Here is a 21,963-nt window from a genome sequence, read left to right as displayed (position 1 = left end):
GGATTGAACCGCCTTCCAAGTGTCGGGGTTCCCCTCGAGGGTGCCCCTTTCGTCCGATTCGACGGCCGGTCGTAGCTAGTCATGAACAAGCGTCTTCGGCCGTTGAATACGGGATATTCGACCCGTTGCGGCCTTCTCGAGACTAAGACCGATCCACGCACCTGACTCGGAATTTCGAAGATGCCAGTGCGTCCCACAGTACTCCGGACCGGCGCCTGACCACGACAGACAGTAGATCTCGAGACCGCTGTCGCGACCGCCTCGGACGTGATAGTACGCCTCGGCGGCGGAGTAACCGAGTCCTTCAACCGTCCCGTCGCGGCCGTCGTACTCGCCTTTCCGTAGGTCTGGATTAGAACGCAAGTACGCACGGATTCGCGCTGCGGTCTCGTCCGGCTCGACGAGGATTCGGTTCATGAGCGAACACCCATGAACCGCTGTCGTCCCGACCGGCGTTCGTCGGCGGACCAGACGTCACGCTCGAGGCGCACCGTTCCGCCGGCGATCGACAGCACGGTGAGCAGTTCGTAGCGCTCGAGTTCCGCTCGCCACATCTCCTCGGGATACTCGCCGAGCGTCTCCTCGAGGTCCTCGAGGTCGGCCCGGCCGTCCGGGGTGAGCTCGTAGCGGATCGCTTTCCGTATCGACTCGCGAAGCTCTTTCTCGACGTCACCGTCGACGACGCCCAACTCGAGGAGGTCCTCCGCCCGCTGTTGACCGACCGTCACGGGGATCGTCCGTTCGCGCTGACCGACGCCGGCGGCGACGTCGAGCGTGTCGTCGACGGCGTCGTCGATCGACTCTCGAGAGACGTGCCGGTCGGAACCGATCTTCGCGAGCGGGTGTAGCGTCCCGTCAGCGTCCTCGGCAGCGTACGTCTGAATGAGCACGCCTTTCGACGGCGACTCCTCGCCACCGAACAACTCGAGGCGGTAGGCCGCTCGATCGACACTCTCGTAGGCCGCGTAGACGGCGAGGGCGATCATCACTGCCCCGATAGGCGCGAGTACGTGCGAGCGCGTGAACGCCCACAGGACGCCGTACGATGCGAACAGCGCGAACAGCGTCAGTCCGCGCTGGAAGATCGCCAGCCGAATAGACTGTCGGGCGAACGTCTCGGTGAGCGCGTCGTGAACCTCTTCCTTCGCGTCTCGAGCGGCGTAGGCTACCGCGCCGATCGCGAATGCAACGACACCGAGGACAGCGAGTTGTGTGAGGATATCGGCCGCCCAGAACGCTGCGAGAACCGCGACTAATCGGCCCTCGATGAGCACGACGAGTGCGTACGCTGGAATCAGTGGCGCGGCCGCGAGCGCGAGACCGACCGCACAGTAGCGGGCGACCAGGTAGGACGCGACGAGGACGTCCGGACCGCCGCTCCAGTCGATCGTTGCAGCGTGTCGAAGCCGTTTCACGAGTGACCGGACGGCGTACGCCAGTACGATCAGCGTCGCGACGAACGCAGCCACCGCGCCGATCGCGGTGCCGACGGCAGCGATATCGAACGACCGCTCGAGGACGTCGACCGTCCCGACGAGCTGTCCGAGGCCGGCCGGGATCACGCCGGCGAGCCAGATGATCGCCACCGCACCGACGGTCTCGAGTGCGAGCGTCCCGCGGTGTTCGTACAACTGCGTATCTAGACCGTCCGGAACGCGTCGATCGAGGACGGTCACCGCGACCGCGCCGACGAACAGCAGGACCGAGAGCACGTACCAGTGGTGGTACGCGAGCGTCAGTGCGAGCAGCGTGTGCGCGAAGACGAACTCAGCGAGAAACGCCCCGCCAGGGAACGTCGCAAGCCCACTCACGATCATCGACAGAACGGTCTGGGTGATCGGGACGGCGTCACCGAGCAGCGCCGTCAGTTCGGGGAAACCGCTGCGCTCTCGAGTGAGCGAGGCAACGATCGCATCGGTGGAAACCGCAAGCGCTCCGAGGACAGTCACCAGGACGGCCACGCCACCGACACGACGAGCCGCTCGCGGAACGGTTGGGATCCGGTCACCGGCCGCCTTGTGTAGCTCTCGCGCGACCGTCGAACTCGCTTCACGGATCGTTACACGGTCGGGGTCGTGATCGGCGTCCTCGCCTCGAGCACGTGCAAACGACCGGTCGAACGCCGCCTGGAGATCTCCGCGGTACTCGTCGACATCGGCGCCGGCGGGAATGCGGACCGTCTCGGGTGTGCTGTTACGGATCGACCCGAGGAGCGCACTCTTCTGCCGGCACTGTTCTTTCGGCAGCTTCGAGAACTTGTTTCGGCGGTAGGCGGTGATAAGCGCCCCGACGAGGACGATCAAGACGAGCGCAGTCAGCCAGAACTGTCCGGTCGTGCGCTCGGGAACCGACACCCCTGACGCCGAGAGAAGAATCTCCTCAAGCATCGGTACGACTCCGGTGGCTGTCGAGGAACGTTCGCAGTTCGTCGTCGCGGTCGTCCTCGCTCACTGAGTGTTTGAAGTGCTGTTTGTAGTACTTCGCGATCTCGATGAAGTATGGCAAGGTGTCGCCGGATACCCAATCGGCAGAAAGCCGTAGAGAGAATCCTATATCTCGTCCGAACGAACGACGTCACGTTTCATTCACTTGTTCAACCCCATATGGGTATGAAGGCTATGGCATCCAAGTTTTCGCGGTCACCTTCGAGGCATGCGTCCAAAATAACGGCGGTGCTGGCGACGTCGAGGTCGACGGGGAATATCTCAAGCCCCAGAGTGGCCGTCGAAGCGTCGGCGAAGCCATTTATCGCGAACGCGGCGCGGCGGCAGCACAACGAGCGCTCCGGCACGCCAACCCACGGACGACCTCACAGATGTACACACATTGAAGCGAGCGAACTCGCCAAAGAGGCGGGCGAGGTTTTCGAAAACGGGTGAGTTAGTCCCGCTGAAAAACAGCTTTCACACGCTGAAGAAAAAGCACGGAAATAATAGCGCTGTTTATTGCGTTAGCAAGTATCAGAGTAGTCGAGATCTCGATCGTCCAGGTAAATTGTATTCTCAAGTTCCATCCAGTCGGCATCGTATAGGCCCTGTACATCGAACCTTGACTTTAGATCGAAACTAAGCCAATCTTCCCCCTCAGTGTCAATGAGGAAGTAATACGTGTGTCTAGAGTAAGGGAATCGGTCGTGAGAATATTCCCACTCACTTTCATTATCGTTACCAGGCTGGCTTATCTGTGCGTTTTGTTCAGATGTAAATGCATTATAGATGTCGGATGCGCTGTAGAAAGCACCGAACGCATCGTTCATACTGATTAGTTCTTTCCCTACAGTCTCTAATCCTGCTTCCAAGTTCAACCCATCGTTGTTTACTGGCGGTGTCACTCCGAATATATCGTCATGTTGATCGTCTTGTAGGTTTAGATTATCATCGAAGTAGCCAGTACTCACTGATAGTTGGTTCTCAAATATTTGGCCCTTCGGAAACTGCTGATCACCGATGTCTCCTGGCTCAACCTTGTGACGATCGCCGCTAGAATCGACTCCAACTAACTCGGAATTAGCAGCCACTCTGAACAGGTGCTGCCAGTCGTAGCCTGTGGATGTGTCGCACCGTCGGTCGGTACCGATATACGAGATTGTTTGTGTACAGTAATTTTCGACATACTCATATTCGTGTGGTGAATCGCCAATCCAACTGGCGAACTCATAGTTGTGATTTTTATCAGACTCGTAGTCGCCAGCGGAGACTTCAACAGTATCAATAATTTCTCCTCTGTCAGAGGCGGCTACCTTCTCAGATAGCATTGGTGTTAGGCTAAGAGCTCCAATTGTACCAAGAGTGCCAATGAATGACCGGCGGGTATTAGACCGGATTTGTTCTGATTGCGGATCTTCTTTCATACGGCTATTATCACCATCAGACATTTCTGTTGGAAATGTAGGTCAAGGGAATAAAAATATAACGGTTTTCGACCTATCATCTCGATGTTCGTTGCAACACACCTACGACAGCAACTCACAGGCAAACATCCAACCCTTGACCCTGACTCAGCGACGAGATTTTCGAGTGGCTAAAAGACGAGTTCTACCGAGGAACCATTGCTGTCTTATAAATTCTCTCGCTTTGTGATTGTCCAACTACCAATCCCCTCAAGTACCTCCTCAGCCATCTTCTCCCCCACACCGGGAACACTTTCGAGCGCTCCCGATGGTCTGGCAGAGGTCCTCGAGTGAGTCAAACTCCTCGGCGATCGCCTTACTCGTCTTCTCCGCGATCCCATTGACGTCCTCGACGACAGCACGGATCTGCTCGTTTCGGTCGTCGAGATGGAACTCGAGTACTCGCCCAAACTCCCGTTCGTCGATTTCACCGTTTGCGAACCGTTCCTGCGCTCTTTCAACAGGGATGTTCGGCGTCGAAAGGCTGTTCCGAACGGCCAATACAAGTGCGAACGCGAGAACGACCGCGAGTACGAGGAGATCTATCCAAGTGGGCTCTCCGTAATGGTTCGACGTATTTGAACCCGCGCGTTACGGGTTCGGTCGGGAGCGGTTCGTCGATACGTTCGAGCGGCGTGATTCGAAGCTCTCCGATTACGATCTCGAGGACACCTCCGCGGGCGTGGACGAGATCGCCGTCACAGAACAACACCGACGCGCTTTGACCGGTCTGTCGGGGCGTCCCGTTGACGCTCCAGTAGCAGTAATCGTGACTGGCAGGGAGCTCGCCCTCGAGTTTGTGCTCGACCGTCTCGCGGCGGGCATAGATCAGGACGTCCTTCATACGCTCACCTCAAGTAAACCCAGATCAGCGAGGATCCCTTCCGTTCGATTCGAGGGTCGGTCGTAGCCGGTCATGAACGACCGTCTTCGTCCCGCCGAGTACGGGATATTCGACCCGTGAGCGGCCTTCTCGAGACCGAGGTCGATCCATGCACCCAACTCGGGGTTTCGGAGGTACCAGTGCGTCCCACTGTACTCCGGATCGACGTCCGACCATGACAGGCAGTAGATCTCGAGACCACTGTCGCAACTGCCTTGAGCGTGATAGTACGCCTCGGCGGCAGGATAACAGAGACCTTCGACCGTCCCATCACGACCGTCGTACTCGCCTTTCCGCAGGTCTGGATTCTTCCGGAGGTTCTCACGGATCCGTTTTGCCGTCTCGTCGGGCTCGACGAGGATCCGATTCAAGGCCGAACACCCGTGAAACGTTGTCGTCCCGATCGACGCTCGTCGGCCGACCAGACGTCGCGCTCAAGGCGCACCCTCTCACCGGTGATCGAGGTCGGCCCGCCCATCCGGGGTGAGCTCGTAGCGGATCGCTTTCCGAATCGACTCGCGAAGCTCTTTCTCGACGTCGCCGTCGACGATGCCCAACTCGAGGAGGCCCTCCGCACGCTGCTGGCCGGCCAGCGCGAGAATCGTCTGCCCTCGCCGGCATATACAGTGATATGAGCAAATTATTCCTGTGGTCAGCGATCCTCTTTTTACTAGTATCACCATAGACATGATTATGGCAAACAACGGCGTGTACCCCTTAGACGGGGCTCGAATGGCGGATTTGATCTCCGAACCTGGAGACATACCGGCGCTCCGCGAGCAGATCAAGGCACTGGCGAGGGACGCTCGAGGTCGTGGCGAGGACGTCCAGGTCGATGATTTCCTCGCCCAATCCCGGAAGAACGATGCCGCCTATATCGCACCAGCGGATATGGAGAAGGCCGAATGGATCGCTGATATCTACGAGAAGGAGGGGGAACCAGAGCTCCACCCGCGGAACTTTCACTATATGATCCTCGGCAAAGGCTATGAAATGCGAAACGGGGACGTCTATACGAACTCCGATAAGTGCTGGGTTGAGTTGAAAGAGGCGTTCAAGTGGGCGCGAATCTTGGGGTTGATCGACTCGTCGAGGATCGAAGATTCAGAGAACCCAGACGCCAAGCCGACCGCGTTTTCGGACGTGAAACGGCCGTTTCCCGATGACGCCGGGGTGACGCTCGCCGAGACCGGGGCCGACGTCGACGACGGCTACCGGCCAGCGCGAATCCCGGAGACGATCGAACCCGCCCGTGTGCTCTTCGAGGACGTCGACGACTTCATTGAAACCGCGGCGAAGATGGTCGCGGATCAGGCGTTTCACCGGCTTTATTTCGACGCGACCGCCGAACAGCGGTACTACATCGAAATTTGGAGCGAGAAATCGGGTGTGATTCCGGAGGATCTGGCTGGGGAGTATGGCGCGACGATCCGCGAGGCCGGCAAAGGTGAGTTCTCGCTATCGATGTGCGAAGAGGCGATCGAGATCGCGGGCAAGCGCGGACAGGATCTGGCCCTGGTGGTCGTCTCAGATTTCGACCCACGGGGACACGATATGCCGATTTCTGCAGGGAGGAAGCTCGAGGTTCTCGGTGCGCTCCAGGGCGTCGAGGTTGAAGTGACCCAGGGCGCAGTGACGAAAGAGCAGGTCCGCGAGTACGGTATTCCCGGTGATCCGGCGAAGACACCGGACGGTCTCGAACAAGGGATCGCGGGTGCGAAAGGCTATGAAACCCAGAAGAAACTGTTCAGCGAGTATGCTGGGCAGTTCCCCGTCGAGATCCAGGGATTCAGCACTCGGTATCCCGACGCGTTCGAGGCCGAGATCGAAGCGCGCGTACGTGCGTTTTACGACGCCGAACTCGGCGAGCGGATCAAAGAGCATGTCCACGACGCTCGAGACCAGGCACATCGGGTGCTTGAGAGGGCGTTCTACGGTCACGAAGCGGAGATTGAAGCCGCACTCGAGGATCTCCACCAGGGGATCGATACGTACCAGGACCGCCTCGAAAGCGATATCGACGGTGCGTTGACGGGCCTCGAGATGCTCGGTCGACGAGAGCAAACGGTTCGTGATCAAGAGAATCTCGAGACGTTGCGCGACGAGCTCACAGAAACGATCGCCGCGGTCGACCATCGGGATGTTCTCGCGGGCGTCGATATCCCGTTGCCCGAACCCGACTCACCTGGTGTCGACGATCCGGTATTGGATACGCGGCGGTCGTTCCTCGAGCAACTCGAGGCGTACCGGCGGTACAATATGCGATATGCGGACGCGTAGTGAGAATGACAACTTAGATTGTTCGGGGGTATTGAAATCTAATGCAAGAATGGACGGGTTTAACTGGTTGAAGTCTTGAGTCTGAATCGGGCCAGGGTTACCGTTTCACCACCTACTACCTGGCCCACTGCTGTCGTAACATGTCTCGTAGTATAACAATTGTTATTGACTATGTACAATATCAATTCTGTCTTCACTGCCGTTCTACCAGTCCGAATCCGTGAACAAGGACTAAGAGTAGGTTCGTAGTACGACGGTTGTTATGACGGCTGTCAAAGTTATCCGCGTGATGGGAACGTCCGAAGAATCCTGGGAGGATGCGGCTAAGGAGGCATTCCGCGAGACCAGCCAATCCGTTGATGACATCTCCGGCATCAACGTCGAGAGATGGACTGCTGACGTCGAAGACGGTGAGATCGTCGAATACAAAGCGACCACCGAGATCGCGTTCCCCGTCCAGCACTAACTTCTGCGACGGTTCTCGAGCGCCCACCCTGAGTAACCGATCACGATATCGATATCGGGCACCAATAGCGGTATCACTCACGGTATTGATATCGATATCCGTGCCTATCCCGGCGCAGTCGTGTGGTTTTCGTTTTGCCGACTGCTCGAGGTCGACTAACCGCAGGGCTTCGTTGCCGGGTCACTCTGTGTGGGTATTTCTGTCCCTATCTGGAGGCCAAAAGCAAAGCGAACACCGTGGTGTTCGGCGATCAGATTTGATTTGGAATATCCCGCCAGTATTACAGTGTACGTGCGTCAGTGTGCACGGGTTGTGATACGTGATATGGGGCTCCACCAAACCGCAAGGCTGCGCCCGATTTAATTGTGTATCACTCGATGAGATGGGTAGTGATATGTATCACTGGATCAGATTGTCGAGGTCTTCCCAATCTACTTTTAAAGCCCGGCGTCCGATTCCGGTGAGTTTGTACACATTGTCGGATTTCATGATGCACCGATCGAGCTTACCACCCTCTTTGAAATAGTGTGAGGCGGTACCACGGGATATCCCTGCAGCTTCTGCGATCTTCGGCACGCTGGTCATCTCTTCGCGATCGTCGTGTTTGATCACGTGTAGCAGCGCAAGCAGCTTCTTGCGCATGTCGCGTTTCTCTGCTCCAATCCAGTCCTCGAGACACTTCGGGACGCTCTCTTGGTCGAGGATCTGCTGTTTGCGCTGGGATTGAGCTTCGTCGTGGCCCTGGAACGATAGTGTCCGTTCAGTCCGTCGCGTCGCCGCAGAGAGTTTCAGGTCGCTCGGGATCTCGCCATCTCGCCGTGCCTCGAGTGTGGCGTCGATCACACGGTCGGCGAGCGCGTCGCCCGCCTGGACGTCGTCGGGATCGATCGTCACCGGGACGGTTTCGAGGACGTCCTCGAGTAGAAGGTGCCAATGGCCGAGGTCGGGGAGGTCGTCGTTTTCGAGATCGATCGGATGAACGACACCGGTCTGGGCGTCGACCCACCAGTCCTTGTCGTCGTTCTCTTTCTTCCACCCGTCGTACAATCCCTGTCGGACGCGAGCGCCCCACGCCTTTCCGTATCGGTCTCTCCAGGCTTCGTCGCCGAGGCCGAGGCCACAGCGTGCGCCACGCCACTGGATCGGCCAGTACTCTTCGCCTTCGGTGAGCAACATTCCCCACCCGACGTCGAAGCTGGTGAGTTCATCGATCTGGGCCGGCGAAAAGTCGTAGGAGCGGTCAAGAGCCATGATCTCCTCTTCGCCCAGCCGAAGCAGGATTTTCACCGGCATGTTCGTCCGGATTGCTTTGTAGATGTCGTTCAGCTTCTGGGTCGATCCCAGCATCAGAATCCGTCGAGAGCCGCCTCGAGTGGCGATCTCGTAGATGGTATTCCGGAGGGCTTTCACCTCCTTGTTGAATTTGGCGTTTGCCATCACCGAGGGCGCGATATCTTTGAGTTCGCGGATCTCGAGTAACGCCCGTGGGAGTCGTGGGTGCTCGTCGCGGGCGCGGAAGATCAGGCGCAACCAGAGATTCAGGATGATGTATTTCAGCGCCTCGTTCCGTGGCTCGAGGAAGTTACAGTTGAGGACGGCGACGCGGTCTTGGGCGGCGAGTTCGGCCTCGATATCGAGGTTCGTCTCTGCACCGGGATCGCCGATCAGTCCCTCGCCGGCCAGCATCATCAGCGATTCGGCACACTCCTCGAGTGCGCTGTCAGCGGCCATTTCGTAGTTGACCTCGCGGATCGAGTAGTCCTCTTCGACCGCGTCGGCGTCTTTGACTTGCTGGTGGCCGTCTTGCTCTTCGAACTCGTCGTCGATGAGTTCGGTGACGGTAATTGTCGCCTCGAGTTCTTCGGCGTACTCGTTGAGCAGTTGGACGAGCGTCTCGACGCCCTTGCCCTGGAGTTTAGTCTCCTCGAGTGCCTGGCCGATCCGCCGCATGGTATTCGAGTCGTCGGTCGTGATGCCAGCCAGTCGGAGGATCAGCCGCGGGGTGAGCGTGTCGATCCCCAGTGTAAAGCGGTGGAAGTTCGACGGGAGAGCATCTGGGACACCGCCCGTGTCGGGGACGTACACACGGGTGTCGTACGCTTTCGGTTCCTGGTTGAACTGCTCGAGGTTCTCTTTGATCGGCTTTTCGTCATTGGCGATACCGATCATCGGTGTTTCGTTGCGGCCGTCGTCGAGACACGAGAACCACTTGTAGCCGTGTTCGTCCTTGAGGTTGCCGCACATGTTGACGATCGTCGAGTCCTTGCCCTTACGCGGGAGCGCGACGACCAGGACGTGTTCGGCGTCGTCGTGATTGATGAGGACCTCTTCTTGGGTTTCGTCGAGTGTCTGGGATTTGCCGATTCGCCGCCGCCCGATCGGCGTCACTTCGCCTTCGACGGGTGACTTCGCGCCAGGGAGATCGAGTTTCTCGAGGCGGACGGGGACGTACCGCGTCGTGTCCTTGTAGGCGTAGATATACTGCAGTCCTTTGGCGATCTTGACGTCCGTTTTGTACTCTTGTGCCGGCGGTGGGTGCATCCCTCGCTCGCGGTCGCGTTTCTGGGCGAGAAACTGGACCTTAGTCTGGCGGTCGAGGCGGGGATCTGACGGGTGCAGCAGCCGCTCGAGGCGGTCGTCGTGGATCAGAAAGTAATGGATCGTCTCGAGGACCTCCGTCGCGTCGTAGGCGCTCTCGCCCGCGAGTGCGTCATCGGCTTCGGCGAGCAGTTCGCGGACGTGGGCTTCGATCGCTCGATTGTCCTCTTCGATCCGCTCGAGGACGCGGTCGGTGAGTTTGCTCTCGATCGCCTCGTCGACGTCGATGCCGTCTTTTGGCTGTACGCTCGGTGCTTTCTGTGGGTCTGGGTCAGAACTCATGGTTGTATCTGGGTTGCTGTATGAAAAGGGCGGTGAGCGGGCTATTAGCAGAGAACGGCCGTGTAGCGGACGACCTCGCCGTCGTCGGTCACGACGTCGAACTCGAGATAGGTGCCGTCGATCGGCGCTTCGTCACTATCCGGGCCCAGGTCGTTGCCGGCCAGTTGGATCGTCACACTGTCGTCGTTGACGCTGTTCTCGCGGTGGTGGGTCAGATCGATGGAATCGCCCTCCGTGACGATCCCTTTCCGGTAGCTGTCGATGTAGTGGCCGTCAGTGTGTTCGACCTCGAGATCGAGCGCGAGTTTCGCCGTTCCGAACGTCTCGAACTCAGTGGTCGTCACGTTGAGATCGAACGCCGAGAGTTCGTCGTGTGTCTCGGTGACCGGCCGGTGGTCGTCTGGCCGATCGACGTCGACGCCAGTGGCGCAGATGAGGTCGTTGCCGTCTGCCTCGAGTACGTGGGCGAAGTGTGCTTCGAACGCGTCGGGATCAAGCCCCTCGTACTCGGTTTCGTCTTCGTCGTCTGCCTGGAGACCGGTCGCGTCGGCGACAGTGCCGGCCACTCCGACGCTCGCGATCGCGACCACGATGATGACTGCGAAGAGGGCGACCGATCCGCCGAGGACAGTCGTGAACGTGTCGCCGGAGAACTCCGTTGCGACGTCACTCGAGAAGACCGCCTCGACGAGTGCGGCCGGGGCGAGAAACGCCGCGGCGTACACGAGGAACGTGATGAGCGACGGGATGAACGCGAGTGTCGCGCCCACTGTTCCGTAGGCGGACACCGCCGCGAGTAGTACGCCGATGGAGACGGCGAGTTGCCAGACGCGCTCTCGAGGGAGGACTCCCGAGAACCCCCAGATGGCGGGCATCGCGACCAGCATTACGAGCGAGACGGCTGCGATTACGACTGAGGTCTCGATCGCCAGTTCTGCATAGAGGTTGAACGGGTCTGTGAGTGCGGGTGTGTTGCCATCTCGAATCTCGCCCATGAATATGATGAGGGAGACGAGAAGGCCTGCGAGGATGCTTGCGACGACGATTCGGCCGGTTCGGTTTGCGATCTGCGTTGGGTTGATGTGACTAACGTATTTCATGGATCTGTGGTGGTGACTGCTGGGTGGGTTACTGCGCCTGTACAACGTCGGGAGTGTCTGCTCCTTGACCTCTATTGGTAGTACTTGTGACTGTCCGCGGCTTTACCAACCGTGGGCTATATCCTCTAGATATCCAGATTAGAGTGATTCGGTAATGCCTACAACCGACGAACAACGAGCAAAAGCGGCTGTTGACGAGTTTCTCCAGCGTGGCTTACTGTCTGAGCGGGTGGCGACGGCAGTAACGACCCATCTCCGGAATGGTGAGTCGGTGCAAGCACTCGAGGTAGTGCTTGAACATCGTCACCAGCGGAAACTCTCCTCTCAGACCGTCATCGAAACGTCGGGAAGCTCGAACTCAGGTTCGTAGTCCGGCTTGTAATCGACCGAAAACCGCGCTTGGGTCTTCGCGACGTCCGGGCCGACCGCGTGGGTTCGCAGCCGGACGATCGTCATCTCCGTCTCGCCGCCGGTCGGCGTCTCGATCGGGACCGTCTCCTCGACGAGCGCGTACGGGACGACGTGTTCCTCGTAGCATTTCGAGATCAGCCGTGGGTCGTAACCGATGCCACCGACGCGACTGCGATCCTGTTTGATCACGCGGTCACAGAGCTTGTTTTTCGGGAGCATCTTGCCCTCCGCCTCGGCGACTTCGCGGACCAGCATATCGATGATCTCTGGCTGTTCGACTGTGTCGAGATAGCCCTCGAGATTCGGGACGAACTGCGCGAGATTCCGGGCAAACTTTTGCTGGACCGTCGGTGGGACGGGCTCGCCTTCGATGTTGGCGTGGGCCACTTCGGAGAGCGTCCAGGCCAGCCGAATCGCGTTGTAGTCGGCGTAGACCTTCCCGTCGCACCAGCCGTAGTAGACCGTGACGTCGTCCGTCTCGACCTTTTTCACGAGGACGGCGATATCGTGGTAGGCCGGTCGGTGGTCGGGTTCGCGAAGCGTGCGGGCGTAGCGGCGTCGCCGCCAGTGGACACCCAGATACCAGGCCGATCCCACGATCACCGAGAGTACCCCGAAGATGGCATACACCCACAAGGCGACCCAAATCTGGACGATGAGTACGAGTACCGCGAACACCGTGAGCGCCGGCATCGCGAAGTTCCAGAAGAGGTCGGTGAAATCGAGCGTCGAGGCGATCTCGAGGCGCGTGAGACGGGCACGGTCACCCACGTCCATGTTCGCGCGCTCGTCGACCACGAGATCATCTACGTCGGCGGCATCGGCGCTTACATCTGCGGTATCGACGACGTCGCCGTCGATCGTATGGGCGTCTTCTGCGCCTTTGATGTACGTCGTCGGGAGGTCGAACGCCTCTAGAATCCGGGTGGCGGTCGCGTTGACCGTATCGGACGGGCTCGCGACGACGGTTGTGCAGCCGTCAGCGGTCTTGGCTTCTGCAGCCAGTCGGAGACAGGTACGAACGCTGAAGCCGCTCGAGGCCGCTGCACGTTTCGCCGAGCGGCGATTGCGGGCGTACCGAAGTGCTCCCACCAGGAGTAACGTGAGCAAGGCGTAGGTCCACAGCGAACTGACGGTCCCAACGAAGCGGGACATGAACCACGAGGAATCGCTCGAGGTCTCGAGGCCCCACGTGAGCGCCGTGATCACGCCGCCGGTTACGGCGAGGATGCCAAGGATCATGATCGCCGATCCGATGCGCGTACCGATCTGGTCGGAGGGGCCGAGAATCCAGAGTTTGAGTCGGTCGACTGTTGCTCGAGGCAGGTTCAGTAGCCGGATGATAAGACCAGACAGTCCACTGCGCCCTCGAGACGCGCCACCAGCGGCCAGTGAGCGGATCACAGCCACGAACGCGGCTATCCGGCCGGGTTCTGCGTTGGTCGCTGTCTCCGCTTCATTACTCTCCTCTATTGGTGTTTCGTCTTCCATCAGAACCCACGCTCCGTTTCCATGATCTCTTTCATGAGGTCCTCGACGTCGGCGCGGGCGTCACCGTAGATGTGACCCATGCCGTAGACGGCTTCCATCCGAACGAGACACGCTCGAACACACGAGAGCGCCTCGTCGGGACTCGAGAGTCGATTCGTCGAGAACACTTCGGCCAGCCATGAATCGCGGATCGTTTCGGGCTCGAGTTGCCCGATCGCTGTCTCTGCGTACGGTTTGCCACCGTCAGCTTTCAGAACGTCACCGGCCTCGAATTTCGACGGCCCGCGGCGGGCGAGTTCGGCCATCTGGTGGACCGAGTAGACATCGAAGGCATCCTGCCAGTAGACGGCTTGCTGGTCGTTGATCTCGTTGAGTTCGGCGATGTGCTCTTCGTTGGCGGTCTGTTTGTGATTCTCGTAGGCGGCTTTGAGTTGCTCGTGTTTGCGTGCAGTCTCGCCGGCATCGTTCTCGATCCGGTCGAGAATCCAGCCGTGAGCCTGTTCGCGTTTCGCGGCGACGATCGCAATCAGCGCGAGGCCGAGAATCCACACCAGTGGGTTCTCCGCAGCCATGATCGCCAGCATGAACAACTGGACGGCGCGTTCGACGAGGAACGATTCCACGAGTTCGACGCGGTCGACCTGCCAATCGTAGTAGTCCTCGAGTCCGGCTGCGGTTGTCTCGTAGCCGCGATCCGCCGCGTCATCCTTCATGTCCTTGATCAGCCCTTCGTACTCGGTCATCCCCGCTGCGGCGACGGACACCGACGTCTCGGTCGCGTAGAGGTCGACCGTTTTCATCGATCCATCGGCGAAGTAGACCTCGAGTTCGAAGTAGCTCGAGCTCTCGCCCGCAGCGTCGTCGTCGTAGTCGACGTGGACGGCCTGGTCGCCTTCGATCAGCGACGCGTCGGCCGAGGACTGGGAGATGCGGACGTTCTCTGCGGGTTCAGAGAGTGAGAACACAGCGAACGGGCCGCTCGTGTTGAACGTCTCGTCGCTCGAGGTCGTCTCGATCGACAGGTGATCCTCACCGAAATCGATCGGTGTGATCCGCAACCGGTCAGCCACACCTGGAGAGCCGTCGTCGGCTAGCTCCGTGGCGTTGTCATCGACGAAGTCCGGGTTCTCTTCGGCCTCGGTCGTGTTCGAGGCGCTGTCGTTCGACGCGTTCTCGGCGTCTTGGATCGACAGCGTCGAGGCCGTCTCGGGTTGTGGACCGTCGTAGGCAACAGCGCCCATCGGGACGATCGAGCCGACCAGCAGGATTGCGATCAGGGCGAGTGTGAGTGTACGCTTCATCGGTTCTCACCTCCGTCAGTCGCGGCCTCCGCTGGTTTCTCTGTGCCGTTCGACGCGCTCGAGTCGCCCTTCGAGTCGGTGATCCCGACGTAGGTCTGGCGTTGTCCGTTCGGCGTTTCGCCGTCGACCGGCGCTGGGCCGATGATATCGGACATGCGCTCGAGTTTGTCGAAGATGTACTCGTGTTCCTTGTACCGGCCGCTTTTGAGCATCCGGGTGAGTTTCTCGAGTTCGTTCTCGACGACGGCCAGCGTCGCCTCCATTCCAGAGAGACGCTTCTGGGCGCGTCGCTTGCTCTCTCGCATTTCGATGTACATGTCGTAGGAGAATTCCACTGGGGCGCTGTAGACGTAGTCCGGGCGCGTGTGGACGTCTGTAGTGACGTTATCGCCCTCCGTGCGCTGGACCCACGTCGTCGCGTCGACCTGTGTAGCGTGGTCGGCGATCTGGTGTTCGATTGGCTTGCCCGGTGCGCGGTGGGTGCCCTCGAGTTCCGGGTCTTCGGCGACGTGCCTGTATCGTCGGAAGAGGCCGAGGACACGGCGTTTGCTGTACTCTTTGACGACCGGATGACCCTTCGAATCGGCTCGGATATCCCGCGTATCGATCGGGATCTTCTCTTTGCGAGTGTCACCGGTTTCGGTCTCGTAGATGTTGATGAGTTCGCCCTCGTGCCGACTGGCAATGTTCGCGGCCATGATGCCGCCGACGAAGCCGATCAGGACCTTCGTACCTGTGAGGATCTGGTCGGCGAACATGACCTCCGCGGGTGAGCCCGTCCGGATGGTCTGGAAGATGAAGACGGCGATCACGAGGATCAGCAGACCCATCGAGGCGAACATGATCTTGCCCGTCCTCGAGAGCGCCTTTGCCCTCGCTGAGACGGGGATCGACGTGCCGCCTTTGGAGTGACTTGGTGTCGAGCCGCGGTCGTGTTCGTCGCCGTTGCCGTCGTCGACGTACTCCGTCGCCGAATCGATCTCTTCGCGCGACTGGCCGACGATGTACCAGACGCCGACGAGGATCAGGACGACCGTGATCACGGCCAAAAGGATGGTTCCGATGTTCACGGGTACTCGACCTCCTCGTCGCCGACGTCCATGTGTGGCTGTGCGCCCGGCTGGGCCATTTCAGTGAGTTCGACGTCGATCTGTTCGTGTAGCTCCCAGCCCTCGTCAAGCGTGGTCTCGTATCGATTCTCCCACTCGGCGATCCACTCGGGAATCCGGTGGCAGTCGTAGACGCCTGCGAGTTTGCGTACGCGACGCTTGAACTGCGAGGCGGTTTCGGCCTCATCTGCGATCCGGTTGAGTTCGTCCTGTGGAACGGACTGGGTGACGATCGGGCACCCACCGCCGTAGTGCGGGCAGGGTTCACAGGCATCGGGAAACGCGTCAGTCGGCTTGTCGACGCCGTCGTGGTCGTACATCTTGAAGCCACCCACGTCGTCGCTCTCGCCGCTGGTGAGCTCGGTGCGCTTGGTCTCGAGGTACTCTTCGACGTCCCCCGCGGGGATCTGGTAGGAACTGCGAATCCACTCGCGGACTTCACGTCGAAGGTCCGTGTCCTCGATGTAGGGAAGTTGATCCTGCAGGTGGCCCCTGAGATATTCGATCTGCTGTTCGTTCTGTTCGTTCGCGTGCTGTTGGTGACTCTTGCTCATCGAATCGCCTCGTGTTTGATCTGCGCGTCGATCGGTGGGAGATCGAGTGTCTGCCTGGTGTCCCGTGGGTCGGTGAGGACGACCGCGTCCTCGACGACGCGAGCGACGAACGGATCGCCCGCTGCGAAGGGGAACTTCGAATCCGTCGCGACCTTGACCGCGACGTAGAACTGGAGTGCCTGATTGACGTCCGAGGCAGTGCCGGCGCACTGCAACATCATCCACGCCTCCTGGTGGTCTGTGAGCGTTGCGACTGTCTGGGTTGTACCTTCGGTTTTCGCATGATAACAGGCCGTTATCAGTCTTTCAAGTGTGTTTCAAAGTCGATGCCAAACGAAAATCACGACCGCCCGTTGGCGATCTGGGTACGGGCTCCTCGCTCGCTCTTGTAGCGGGCGTAGTTGCCTCGAGCGAGGAAGTAGCCGCCGACGATCATGATGACGCCGGCAACGTGCAGCCCGCCGATGATCAGGAACACGCCGACGATCACCCAGAAGGTCATCGTCACCGTGCCGATTCCCGAATAGATCTCGACAGAGGACTCGCCTTTACTCTGGAAGAGCAGGTGACCGAGGGCGATTCCCACGCCGATCGCGAACAGGGCCGTCAGTAGGGTGTTCAGTGGTGTCATAGTCTGTTCTGGTTACTCTCCCCGGTCTTTCCGCAGTTGGTCGCGAGCGCGGCGCTGGACTTTCGCCGATCCGACGCCACTCTGTCGCTCGAGGGCGAGATCGCGCAGGAACGGCAGGCCGTAGCGACTGCCGAGGATCACGAACGCGATCAGCAAGCCGATGATCAGTCCACCGGGGTTCGCGAACGAGATCAGGACCGCGAGGATCGCAATCCCCCAGATCACGGTGTCTGCGTGGCTCATGGACTCACCTCAAGTACTGACGTGTCTGGCGTTGACACGGCCGTGAACGGCAAGCTGAAATCAGTCCAGCTTCGGAGATCCGCGGTGTAGGACGTCAGTTCGTAGTCGAGCTTATCCCGCAATCGCGGGTCTGCCGTGAGGTGAACCGTCGCGTCCTCGTTGTAGGTGACCTGTATCGCGCTCACCTCGCCGTCTTCGTCCTCGAGCGCCCGATAGAACACGGGTGCATCGGAACTGTCGCCGATCGGGGCTTCGTGGCCGTCGATCTCGTAGGTCGCGTGCCAGTCTTCGAGTGGTTCGCCCGTCTCGGGGTTTGCGAGATCGACCGTGATCGTCTCCGATTCGTTGCCCTCGAGTTCGTACTCGCGGGTCTCGAGGTCGCTTCCGAGGCCGAGGTAGCCACCAAGTCGGTCGGTCAGCCCATCGTAGTGTTCTGCACCGGCTGCAGTCCACGAGAGTGATTCGATCCGCAGGTGCGACGGTGCGAACAGCGCCTCGCTTTCGGCGGGCATCGCGACGGTCACACGGGTGTACGTCTCGTCATCAGTGAAATCGTGGGTCGCTTCCCACGACGCGGTGAGATCCGAGTCGGTCGCCCCGACGTTGCCGAGCGTCGACGGCGTCACGACGATTTCAGAGAGTTGAATCTCGAACTCGACGCAGTAGGAGTTCGGATTCTCGAGCGTAAGACGAGTGAACGCGTCACCGTCCTGGGTCGTCACGCGGGTGTTCTGCTTGGTCACCTGCGCTGATCCCGTCTGGTTAGCGTCCTCGACGGTTGCGTCGTCAGTCCGGAACTCGTCGAACGTGACGGTGAGTTCCGGATCGCACTCGGCGTCGCCATCGTCCGAATCAGCGGCTGCAAGCGCCGGGACGAACAACGAGCAGACGAGCACCAAGGCGAGCGTGACCGCGAGTGTGCTCGAGCGCGTTACCATGGTCGCCACCTCCAGATCCGACCGAGGCCGCCGGCAACCCAGTGATAGGCGCGCTCGCCGGCCTTTCCGGTCATCAACGAGTGGATGAACCGATCGAACGCTTCGACCGGGAGTGCGGCACGAAACATGTGGTAGAGCAGTACCGTGCCGATCGCGGCGAGGATCACGGAACTCGTCGCCGCAGAGAAGGCCAGCAGCAGGCCGATCAGAACGACGAACAACGTGATCGAGAGCCCGCGAGCGGTGAACAGGCCGCCCGACCGCAAGGCTTCTCGAGTATCGAACGGAAGGTAGTCGTTTAGGCTCATACTGGTGTCTCACCTTTCGAATCCGTAAGCGGCCACAACCGGTCGAATACCGGGTGTAGCCGGAACGCACCGATCAGGAACGGGATGATCATGATCACCGACAGTGGCGTGAGGATGCCGATACTGACGACGATCATCATCGCCGCGATCGCGACGCTCGAAACCATCTGCTCGTAGGGTGTCGACTTGTAGCCCGCCGCGTTGGGGAACTGGTCGGTCACCCAGTCAAGGGTATTCCAGAACCGATCCCACAACCACGGTGGGACTGCGTCGGAGATCGACGCTTCCCGGAGGACTGCCCAGATGTTACTGAACCACTGCCTGGTGACGCGAAATGGCCACGTGACGGCGGCTTTGACGGTCATTGGCCACCTCGTGTAATCGTTTTCCAGACGCGTCTCGAGGCCGCTTCGAGTTTCGCACCGGCCAGTACCAGCCCGTAGGCGGCTCTCCGGAACGGCCAGAGAACCGCGTCCGGGACTGTCTCTTTCGTGACGCCGATCCGTGCGCCCGTACGCTTGATTGCTCGGTCCATCCGAGCAAACTGCCGTGCAACCGGGACGACGAGTCTTGTGGTGAGCGTTCGGGTCATTCGACGTCCTCCGTGTCGTCGGTGCCGTCGAAGCCGTCATCGAGCATCGTCGATTCGAAGTAACTCCCGAACAGGCCACCGTACCGCGTGGCAACTCGAGCGGTGTACTCGTCGTCGGGGTGGTCGTTCTGCATGGCGACGTTCTCGACGAAGTACTCGAGTTCGTACGCTGTCTCTTCGGCGAGGAAGCCAGAGTGACGGTGTTCCTGGTCGACGTTGCGATCGGTCGACCGAGTGGCGGTGACGTCTCCCCACTCCTCGTTGGTTTCGTCGTACTCGAGGGTGAGGTAGAACCGCTCTTCGACGTTCTCGTCGCCGTTGTCGTCGACGAGCGTGGACTGATGAACTTCGTACTGATCGGTGTCGTAGGCCGACGGGTTCGTCTGGTTGTTGAGATAGTCGACGAGGACGTCATCGTTCTCGTTGAGCACCTCAACTGAGGCGTCCGCTTGGGCCTCGAGATCCCCGGGTTCGGCCCACGGGTTGATCTGGGAACTCTCGTACTGGAGACGGTCGAAGAGACCGCCAGCAGCGCCAGTAGCCGCGCTATAGAACGCTGAGGCGCGATCACTGGCCGCCTCGAGTAAGTTACCGTCTGTCTCTTCGTTCTCGTCCCTCGAGGTGAGATCGGTTACAAAATCCGTCTCGTTATCGGCGTCGGCGACGGCGCTCATCGGCGCGATCGCGAGACATGTGCCGATCGCGAGGAGTGCCACCGTGAGGATGGTGAGCCGGCGCTGTGTATCATGCATGGCGATCAGAGCCCCGGAACGATCCAGCGGACGAACGCGGCGAGTCGCCAGCGTGTCCGCCGGAGTGCGGTCTGCAGTCTGTTCTCGTAGCGTTGATGGGCGGCATCGGAGTGGCCTTTCGAGTCACCGTACCAGCCGCCGCTGTTCTTGCGTGGCATTGTTTGGAAACTGAATCGAGGATTAGACGCTCATCGCGAGCTCACGCATCTCTTCGGCGGCGCGTCGAAACGCCACCAGCCGTGAGGCGTTCTCGAGGATCGTCTCGCCGTCGATCGCGACCGACCACGTGCCCAGAACGGGTTTCGACACCTCGACAGTGTGGCCGTAGCCGCTCCAGGTCTTCTCGAGGGCCGCCTGTCGGATTGGTTCCCACTCGCCCGGCGGTCGCACTCGGATTCTCGAGGGGGATCGCAGGACGTCCCGTGCGGTCTCGAGAAGTTCGGGGCTCTCACCCGGCTGTGTCGGCGTAACGGGCGTTGCGTCTCTCGAGATCATGTCCGAGTGGTCGTACTCTCGTGTGTGCGCCTGGACGCCCTCGCGCTCGAGGGCGCGTCGCAGCCGACCCGATCGCGGGCACTGGTCGGTCGTCTGTGACTGTTCGTCTGTCTGTGTCTGTGCCTGTGGTGGTCGTTGCTGGTTCGTAGCCATCGTTGTCACCTGGTCGCGCTGGAGCAACCGTGAAAAACCGCACCGCGAGTCCCCGCCGCCGGAGTCGAACCGGCGTGCCACCTCGACGGGAAAGGTCGTCGGAAGAAAGCTCAGATCAGGGGAGCGGCCGCCACTCTCCATCCCCTGCTCCGGTGAATACATACACCGTCTGCGATGCCGTCCACGAGACTGTCCGGGAGATCCACTGGGCTGGTGCTTTGTCTTCCGACAGGTCGTCGCGTCCGCTGATCAACTGCCAGATCAGGTCGACGACGCCCCAGATCATCGCGACGACCGAGATGATCATGGCGATCAGGTAACCGATCGTCGACAACCAGATGAACGTCCAAATACGCCCAAGGGCGCGTTGTCGGTTGCTCATCTACGCTCCGTGTCCGCGGTGGGTGAGGAGCAGTCCGCCGGCCAGCGAGAACGGCAGGATGCCGCCGTTGGCGCTGAAGATTTCGGAGAAGACGCTCCAGACGCCGTCGCCGATATCGAGCATGCCGAAGCCGTGGGCGTCGAAGTAACTCGAGCGCAGGTCACCGAAGCCGACGTCGTCGAGGTCGCCGGGTGCGTGGTTACCCACGTGGGCCTCGAGTCCGGTCTCGCCCTCGTAGTCGTCGCCGACGTTGATCTCGAGTTCGCCGGAGTGGACGAGCATGTAGGTGTCTTCGCTGTCGGCCTCGTCGCCGGGCTCGTCAGCGTACGCGCGGTAGACTTCCTCTTCGTCGGTGTCGTAGAACGTCACGTCCGAGAGGAACTCACCGAAGTCGGCGTCACCGCGATCGAATGCGTCCTCGATATCGCCGTCGAGGAACAGGTAGACGGTCGTTGCGTTGCCGTCGATCACGAACTCGTCTTCGATGTGGTAGGTGTCGGGCTCGTCGTCCTCGTCGCTCCACGGTGCCCATCCGCCCTCGTACTCGTCGACGTCGACCTCGACGCCAAGGTCATCGTCTTCGACGGCCTCGTCGTTGAGGTAGATGACGGTGCGCTCGTTGGTCGCCTCGAGCGTGACGGTGAGTTCGGTCTCGTCGGTGACGACGTCATCGTCGGCGTTGGTGTAGGTGTGCTCGAGGACGAACGTGACGTCAGTTGCGCCGTTGGCGTCGATCGGCACCGTCTCGAGGTCAGAGTGATCGAACTCGAAGGTGTGCGTGACGTCGACGTCGTCGTCAGTCGAAGAGTAATCGATGTGCGAGTCGTCCATCGAGAAGTGCGTCGCGTTCTGCGCTTTCACGCTGAACGCTACCTCCTCGGTGTCGATCGTCGAGTCCGTTGTGAACTCGAGTGTCTCGAGTTGCTCGCTATCCGCGTTGTAGCCCTCGATGATGGTTCCTTCATCGATGGTACTCTCCGTGGTTACTGCGGGTGACTGTTCTGCTGCGACGGTCCCGGTCGCGCCCGCGAGGGCGATCGCGAGGACCATCATGATAACTGCGAACTTACCGATGTGTGTGAATTTCATTGAAGCTGCCTGCTGT

General features: G+C 60.1%; 25 protein-coding genes, 1 pseudogene and 1 CRISPR repeat array (1 of these 27 only partly in view). Of the genes and pseudogenes, 4 read left to right on the top strand and 22 right to left on the bottom strand.

All coding sequences use genetic code 11. The annotated features are described in order from the left end of the window. A CRISPR array of direct repeats spans positions 1-10; the repeat unit is 37 nt (it extends 2,062 nt beyond the left edge of the window). A 403-nt stretch (positions 11-413) separates the two neighbouring features. Together AC6I6S_RS19525 and AC6I6S_RS19520 are read right to left on the bottom strand one after the other, a co-directional pair. Next, positions 414-2,387, bottom strand: coding sequence for a hypothetical protein (locus AC6I6S_RS19525; RefSeq protein WP_497952546.1), 1,974 nt, complete (start codon positions 2,385-2,387; stop codon positions 414-416). Continuing rightward, positions 2,380-2,505: a hypothetical protein gene (locus tag AC6I6S_RS19520; protein ID WP_497952544.1), complete on the bottom strand. Its 126-nt coding sequence runs from the start codon at positions 2,503-2,505 to the stop codon at positions 2,380-2,382. Before AC6I6S_RS19520 ends, AC6I6S_RS19525 begins: the two co-directional genes overlap by 8 nt. Positions 2,506-2,692: 187 nt before the next feature. Here AC6I6S_RS19520 and AC6I6S_RS19515 point away from each other — a divergent pair. Further along, positions 2,693-2,879: pseudogene (locus AC6I6S_RS19515) on the top strand (integrase); the annotation flags it as partial. A gap of 71 nt (positions 2,880-2,950) precedes the next feature. Here the strand turns inward: AC6I6S_RS19515 and AC6I6S_RS19510 are convergent. Next, positions 2,951-3,874 (bottom strand): hypothetical protein, encoded by a 924-nt coding sequence (locus AC6I6S_RS19510; protein ID WP_497952543.1) that lies wholly within the window; start codon positions 3,872-3,874, stop codon positions 2,951-2,953. A 402-nt stretch (positions 3,875-4,276) separates the two neighbouring features. On the opposite strand from AC6I6S_RS19510, the gene AC6I6S_RS19505 reads away from it, so the two are divergent. Continuing rightward, on the top strand, positions 4,277-4,471 hold the full coding sequence (locus AC6I6S_RS19505) for a hypothetical protein (RefSeq protein ID WP_497952541.1): 195 nt from the start codon (positions 4,277-4,279) through the stop codon (positions 4,469-4,471). Positions 4,472-4,729: 258 nt separating this feature from the next. Here the strand turns inward: AC6I6S_RS19505 and AC6I6S_RS19500 are convergent, their stop codons facing one another. Together AC6I6S_RS19500 and AC6I6S_RS19495 are read right to left on the bottom strand one after the other, a co-directional pair. Next, the gene (locus tag AC6I6S_RS19500) at positions 4,730-5,143 is read right to left on the bottom strand and encodes a hypothetical protein (RefSeq protein ID WP_497952540.1); all 414 of its coding nucleotides are present in this window, start codon (positions 5,141-5,143) and stop codon (positions 4,730-4,732) included. 78 nt (positions 5,144-5,221) lie between these two features. Then, a complete protein-coding gene (locus AC6I6S_RS19495) occupies positions 5,222-5,536 on the bottom strand; it encodes a hypothetical protein (RefSeq protein WP_497952539.1) in 315 nt (104 codons plus the stop codon). Positions 5,537-5,663: 127 nt separating this feature from the next. Between AC6I6S_RS19495 and AC6I6S_RS19490 the strand changes: the two genes are divergently transcribed. Beyond that, the gene (locus AC6I6S_RS19490; RefSeq protein WP_497952538.1) at positions 5,664-7,052 is read left to right on the top strand and encodes a hypothetical protein; all 1,389 of its coding nucleotides are present in this window, start codon (positions 5,664-5,666) and stop codon (positions 7,050-7,052) included. Positions 7,053-7,314: 262 nt separating this feature from the next. Continuing rightward, complete coding sequence (locus tag AC6I6S_RS19485; protein ID WP_497952536.1) at positions 7,315-7,518, top strand: dodecin family protein; 204 nt, start codon at positions 7,315-7,317, stop codon at positions 7,516-7,518. 399 nt (positions 7,519-7,917) lie between these two features. Here the strand turns inward: AC6I6S_RS19485 and AC6I6S_RS19480 are convergent, their stop codons facing one another. The 17 genes from AC6I6S_RS19480 to AC6I6S_RS19400 all read right to left on the bottom strand — a co-directional run bounded on the left by AC6I6S_RS19480 (position 7,918) and on the right by AC6I6S_RS19400 (position 21,947). Continuing rightward, entirely contained in the window at positions 7,918-10,398 is a 2,481-nt protein-coding gene (locus tag AC6I6S_RS19480) for a hypothetical protein (protein ID WP_497952534.1), read from the bottom strand. Between the two features lie 44 nt (positions 10,399-10,442). Further along, on the bottom strand, positions 10,443-11,498 hold the full coding sequence (locus tag AC6I6S_RS19475) for a hypothetical protein (RefSeq protein ID WP_497952532.1): 1,056 nt from the start codon (positions 11,496-11,498) through the stop codon (positions 10,443-10,445). Between the two features lie 324 nt (positions 11,499-11,822). Continuing rightward, on the bottom strand, positions 11,823-13,400 hold the full coding sequence (locus AC6I6S_RS19470; RefSeq protein ID WP_497952530.1) for a hypothetical protein: 1,578 nt from the start codon (positions 13,398-13,400) through the stop codon (positions 11,823-11,825). Further along, positions 13,400-14,701, bottom strand: a complete 1,302-nt coding sequence (locus AC6I6S_RS19465) for a hypothetical protein (RefSeq protein WP_497952528.1) — start codon at positions 14,699-14,701, stop codon at positions 13,400-13,402. The genes AC6I6S_RS19470 and AC6I6S_RS19465 overlap by 1 nt, the downstream gene beginning before the upstream one ends. Then, the gene (locus AC6I6S_RS19460; protein ID WP_497952526.1) at positions 14,698-15,771 is read right to left on the bottom strand and encodes a hypothetical protein; all 1,074 of its coding nucleotides are present in this window, start codon (positions 15,769-15,771) and stop codon (positions 14,698-14,700) included. Before AC6I6S_RS19460 ends, AC6I6S_RS19465 begins: the two co-directional genes overlap by 4 nt. Beyond that, complete coding sequence (locus AC6I6S_RS19455; protein ID WP_497952524.1) at positions 15,768-16,364, bottom strand: hypothetical protein; 597 nt, start codon at positions 16,362-16,364, stop codon at positions 15,768-15,770. The genes AC6I6S_RS19460 and AC6I6S_RS19455 overlap by 4 nt, the downstream gene beginning before the upstream one ends. After that, the gene (locus tag AC6I6S_RS19450; RefSeq protein WP_497952522.1) at positions 16,361-16,585 is read right to left on the bottom strand and encodes a hypothetical protein; all 225 of its coding nucleotides are present in this window, start codon (positions 16,583-16,585) and stop codon (positions 16,361-16,363) included. The genes AC6I6S_RS19455 and AC6I6S_RS19450 overlap by 4 nt, the downstream gene beginning before the upstream one ends. A 119-nt stretch (positions 16,586-16,704) precedes the next feature. Further along, complete coding sequence (locus tag AC6I6S_RS19445; RefSeq protein ID WP_497952520.1) at positions 16,705-16,995, bottom strand: hypothetical protein; 291 nt, start codon at positions 16,993-16,995, stop codon at positions 16,705-16,707. A 12-nt stretch (positions 16,996-17,007) separates the two neighbouring features. Continuing rightward, on the bottom strand, positions 17,008-17,238 hold the full coding sequence (locus tag AC6I6S_RS19440) for a hypothetical protein (RefSeq protein ID WP_497952518.1): 231 nt from the start codon (positions 17,236-17,238) through the stop codon (positions 17,008-17,010). Next, positions 17,235-18,176, bottom strand: coding sequence for a hypothetical protein (locus AC6I6S_RS19435; RefSeq protein WP_497952516.1), 942 nt, complete (start codon positions 18,174-18,176; stop codon positions 17,235-17,237). Before AC6I6S_RS19435 ends, AC6I6S_RS19440 begins: the two co-directional genes overlap by 4 nt. Continuing rightward, positions 18,170-18,484 carry a hypothetical protein gene (locus AC6I6S_RS19430; protein ID WP_497952514.1) on the bottom strand — a complete coding sequence of 105 codons (315 nt, stop codon included), beginning with the start codon at positions 18,482-18,484 and terminating at the stop codon, positions 18,170-18,172. Before AC6I6S_RS19430 ends, AC6I6S_RS19435 begins: the two co-directional genes overlap by 7 nt. Further along, complete coding sequence (locus AC6I6S_RS19425; protein WP_497952512.1) at positions 18,481-18,849, bottom strand: hypothetical protein; 369 nt, start codon at positions 18,847-18,849, stop codon at positions 18,481-18,483. The genes AC6I6S_RS19430 and AC6I6S_RS19425 overlap by 4 nt, the downstream gene beginning before the upstream one ends. 223 nt (positions 18,850-19,072) lie before the next feature. After that, positions 19,073-19,828, bottom strand: coding sequence for a hypothetical protein (locus AC6I6S_RS19420; protein WP_497952510.1), 756 nt, complete (start codon positions 19,826-19,828; stop codon positions 19,073-19,075). Positions 19,829-19,833: 5 nt separating this feature from the next. Further along, entirely contained in the window at positions 19,834-19,986 is a 153-nt protein-coding gene (locus tag AC6I6S_RS19415) for a hypothetical protein (RefSeq protein WP_497952508.1), read from the bottom strand. 22 nt (positions 19,987-20,008) lie between these two features. Then, positions 20,009-20,476: a hypothetical protein gene (locus tag AC6I6S_RS19410; protein WP_497952506.1), complete on the bottom strand. Its 468-nt coding sequence runs from the start codon at positions 20,474-20,476 to the stop codon at positions 20,009-20,011. A 115-nt stretch (positions 20,477-20,591) separates the two neighbouring features. After that, positions 20,592-20,858: a hypothetical protein gene (locus AC6I6S_RS19405; protein ID WP_497952504.1), complete on the bottom strand. Its 267-nt coding sequence runs from the start codon at positions 20,856-20,858 to the stop codon at positions 20,592-20,594. Next, the gene (locus AC6I6S_RS19400) at positions 20,859-21,947 is read right to left on the bottom strand and encodes a hypothetical protein (RefSeq protein ID WP_497952502.1); all 1,089 of its coding nucleotides are present in this window, start codon (positions 21,945-21,947) and stop codon (positions 20,859-20,861) included. Positions 21,948-21,963 lie beyond the last annotated feature (16 nt).

It is taken from the genome of Natrononativus sp. DTA114, from assembly GCF_059736515.1.
The sequence above is the reverse complement of the archived record's forward strand: the minus strand, read 5'-3'. Positions and strand labels throughout refer to the sequence as shown.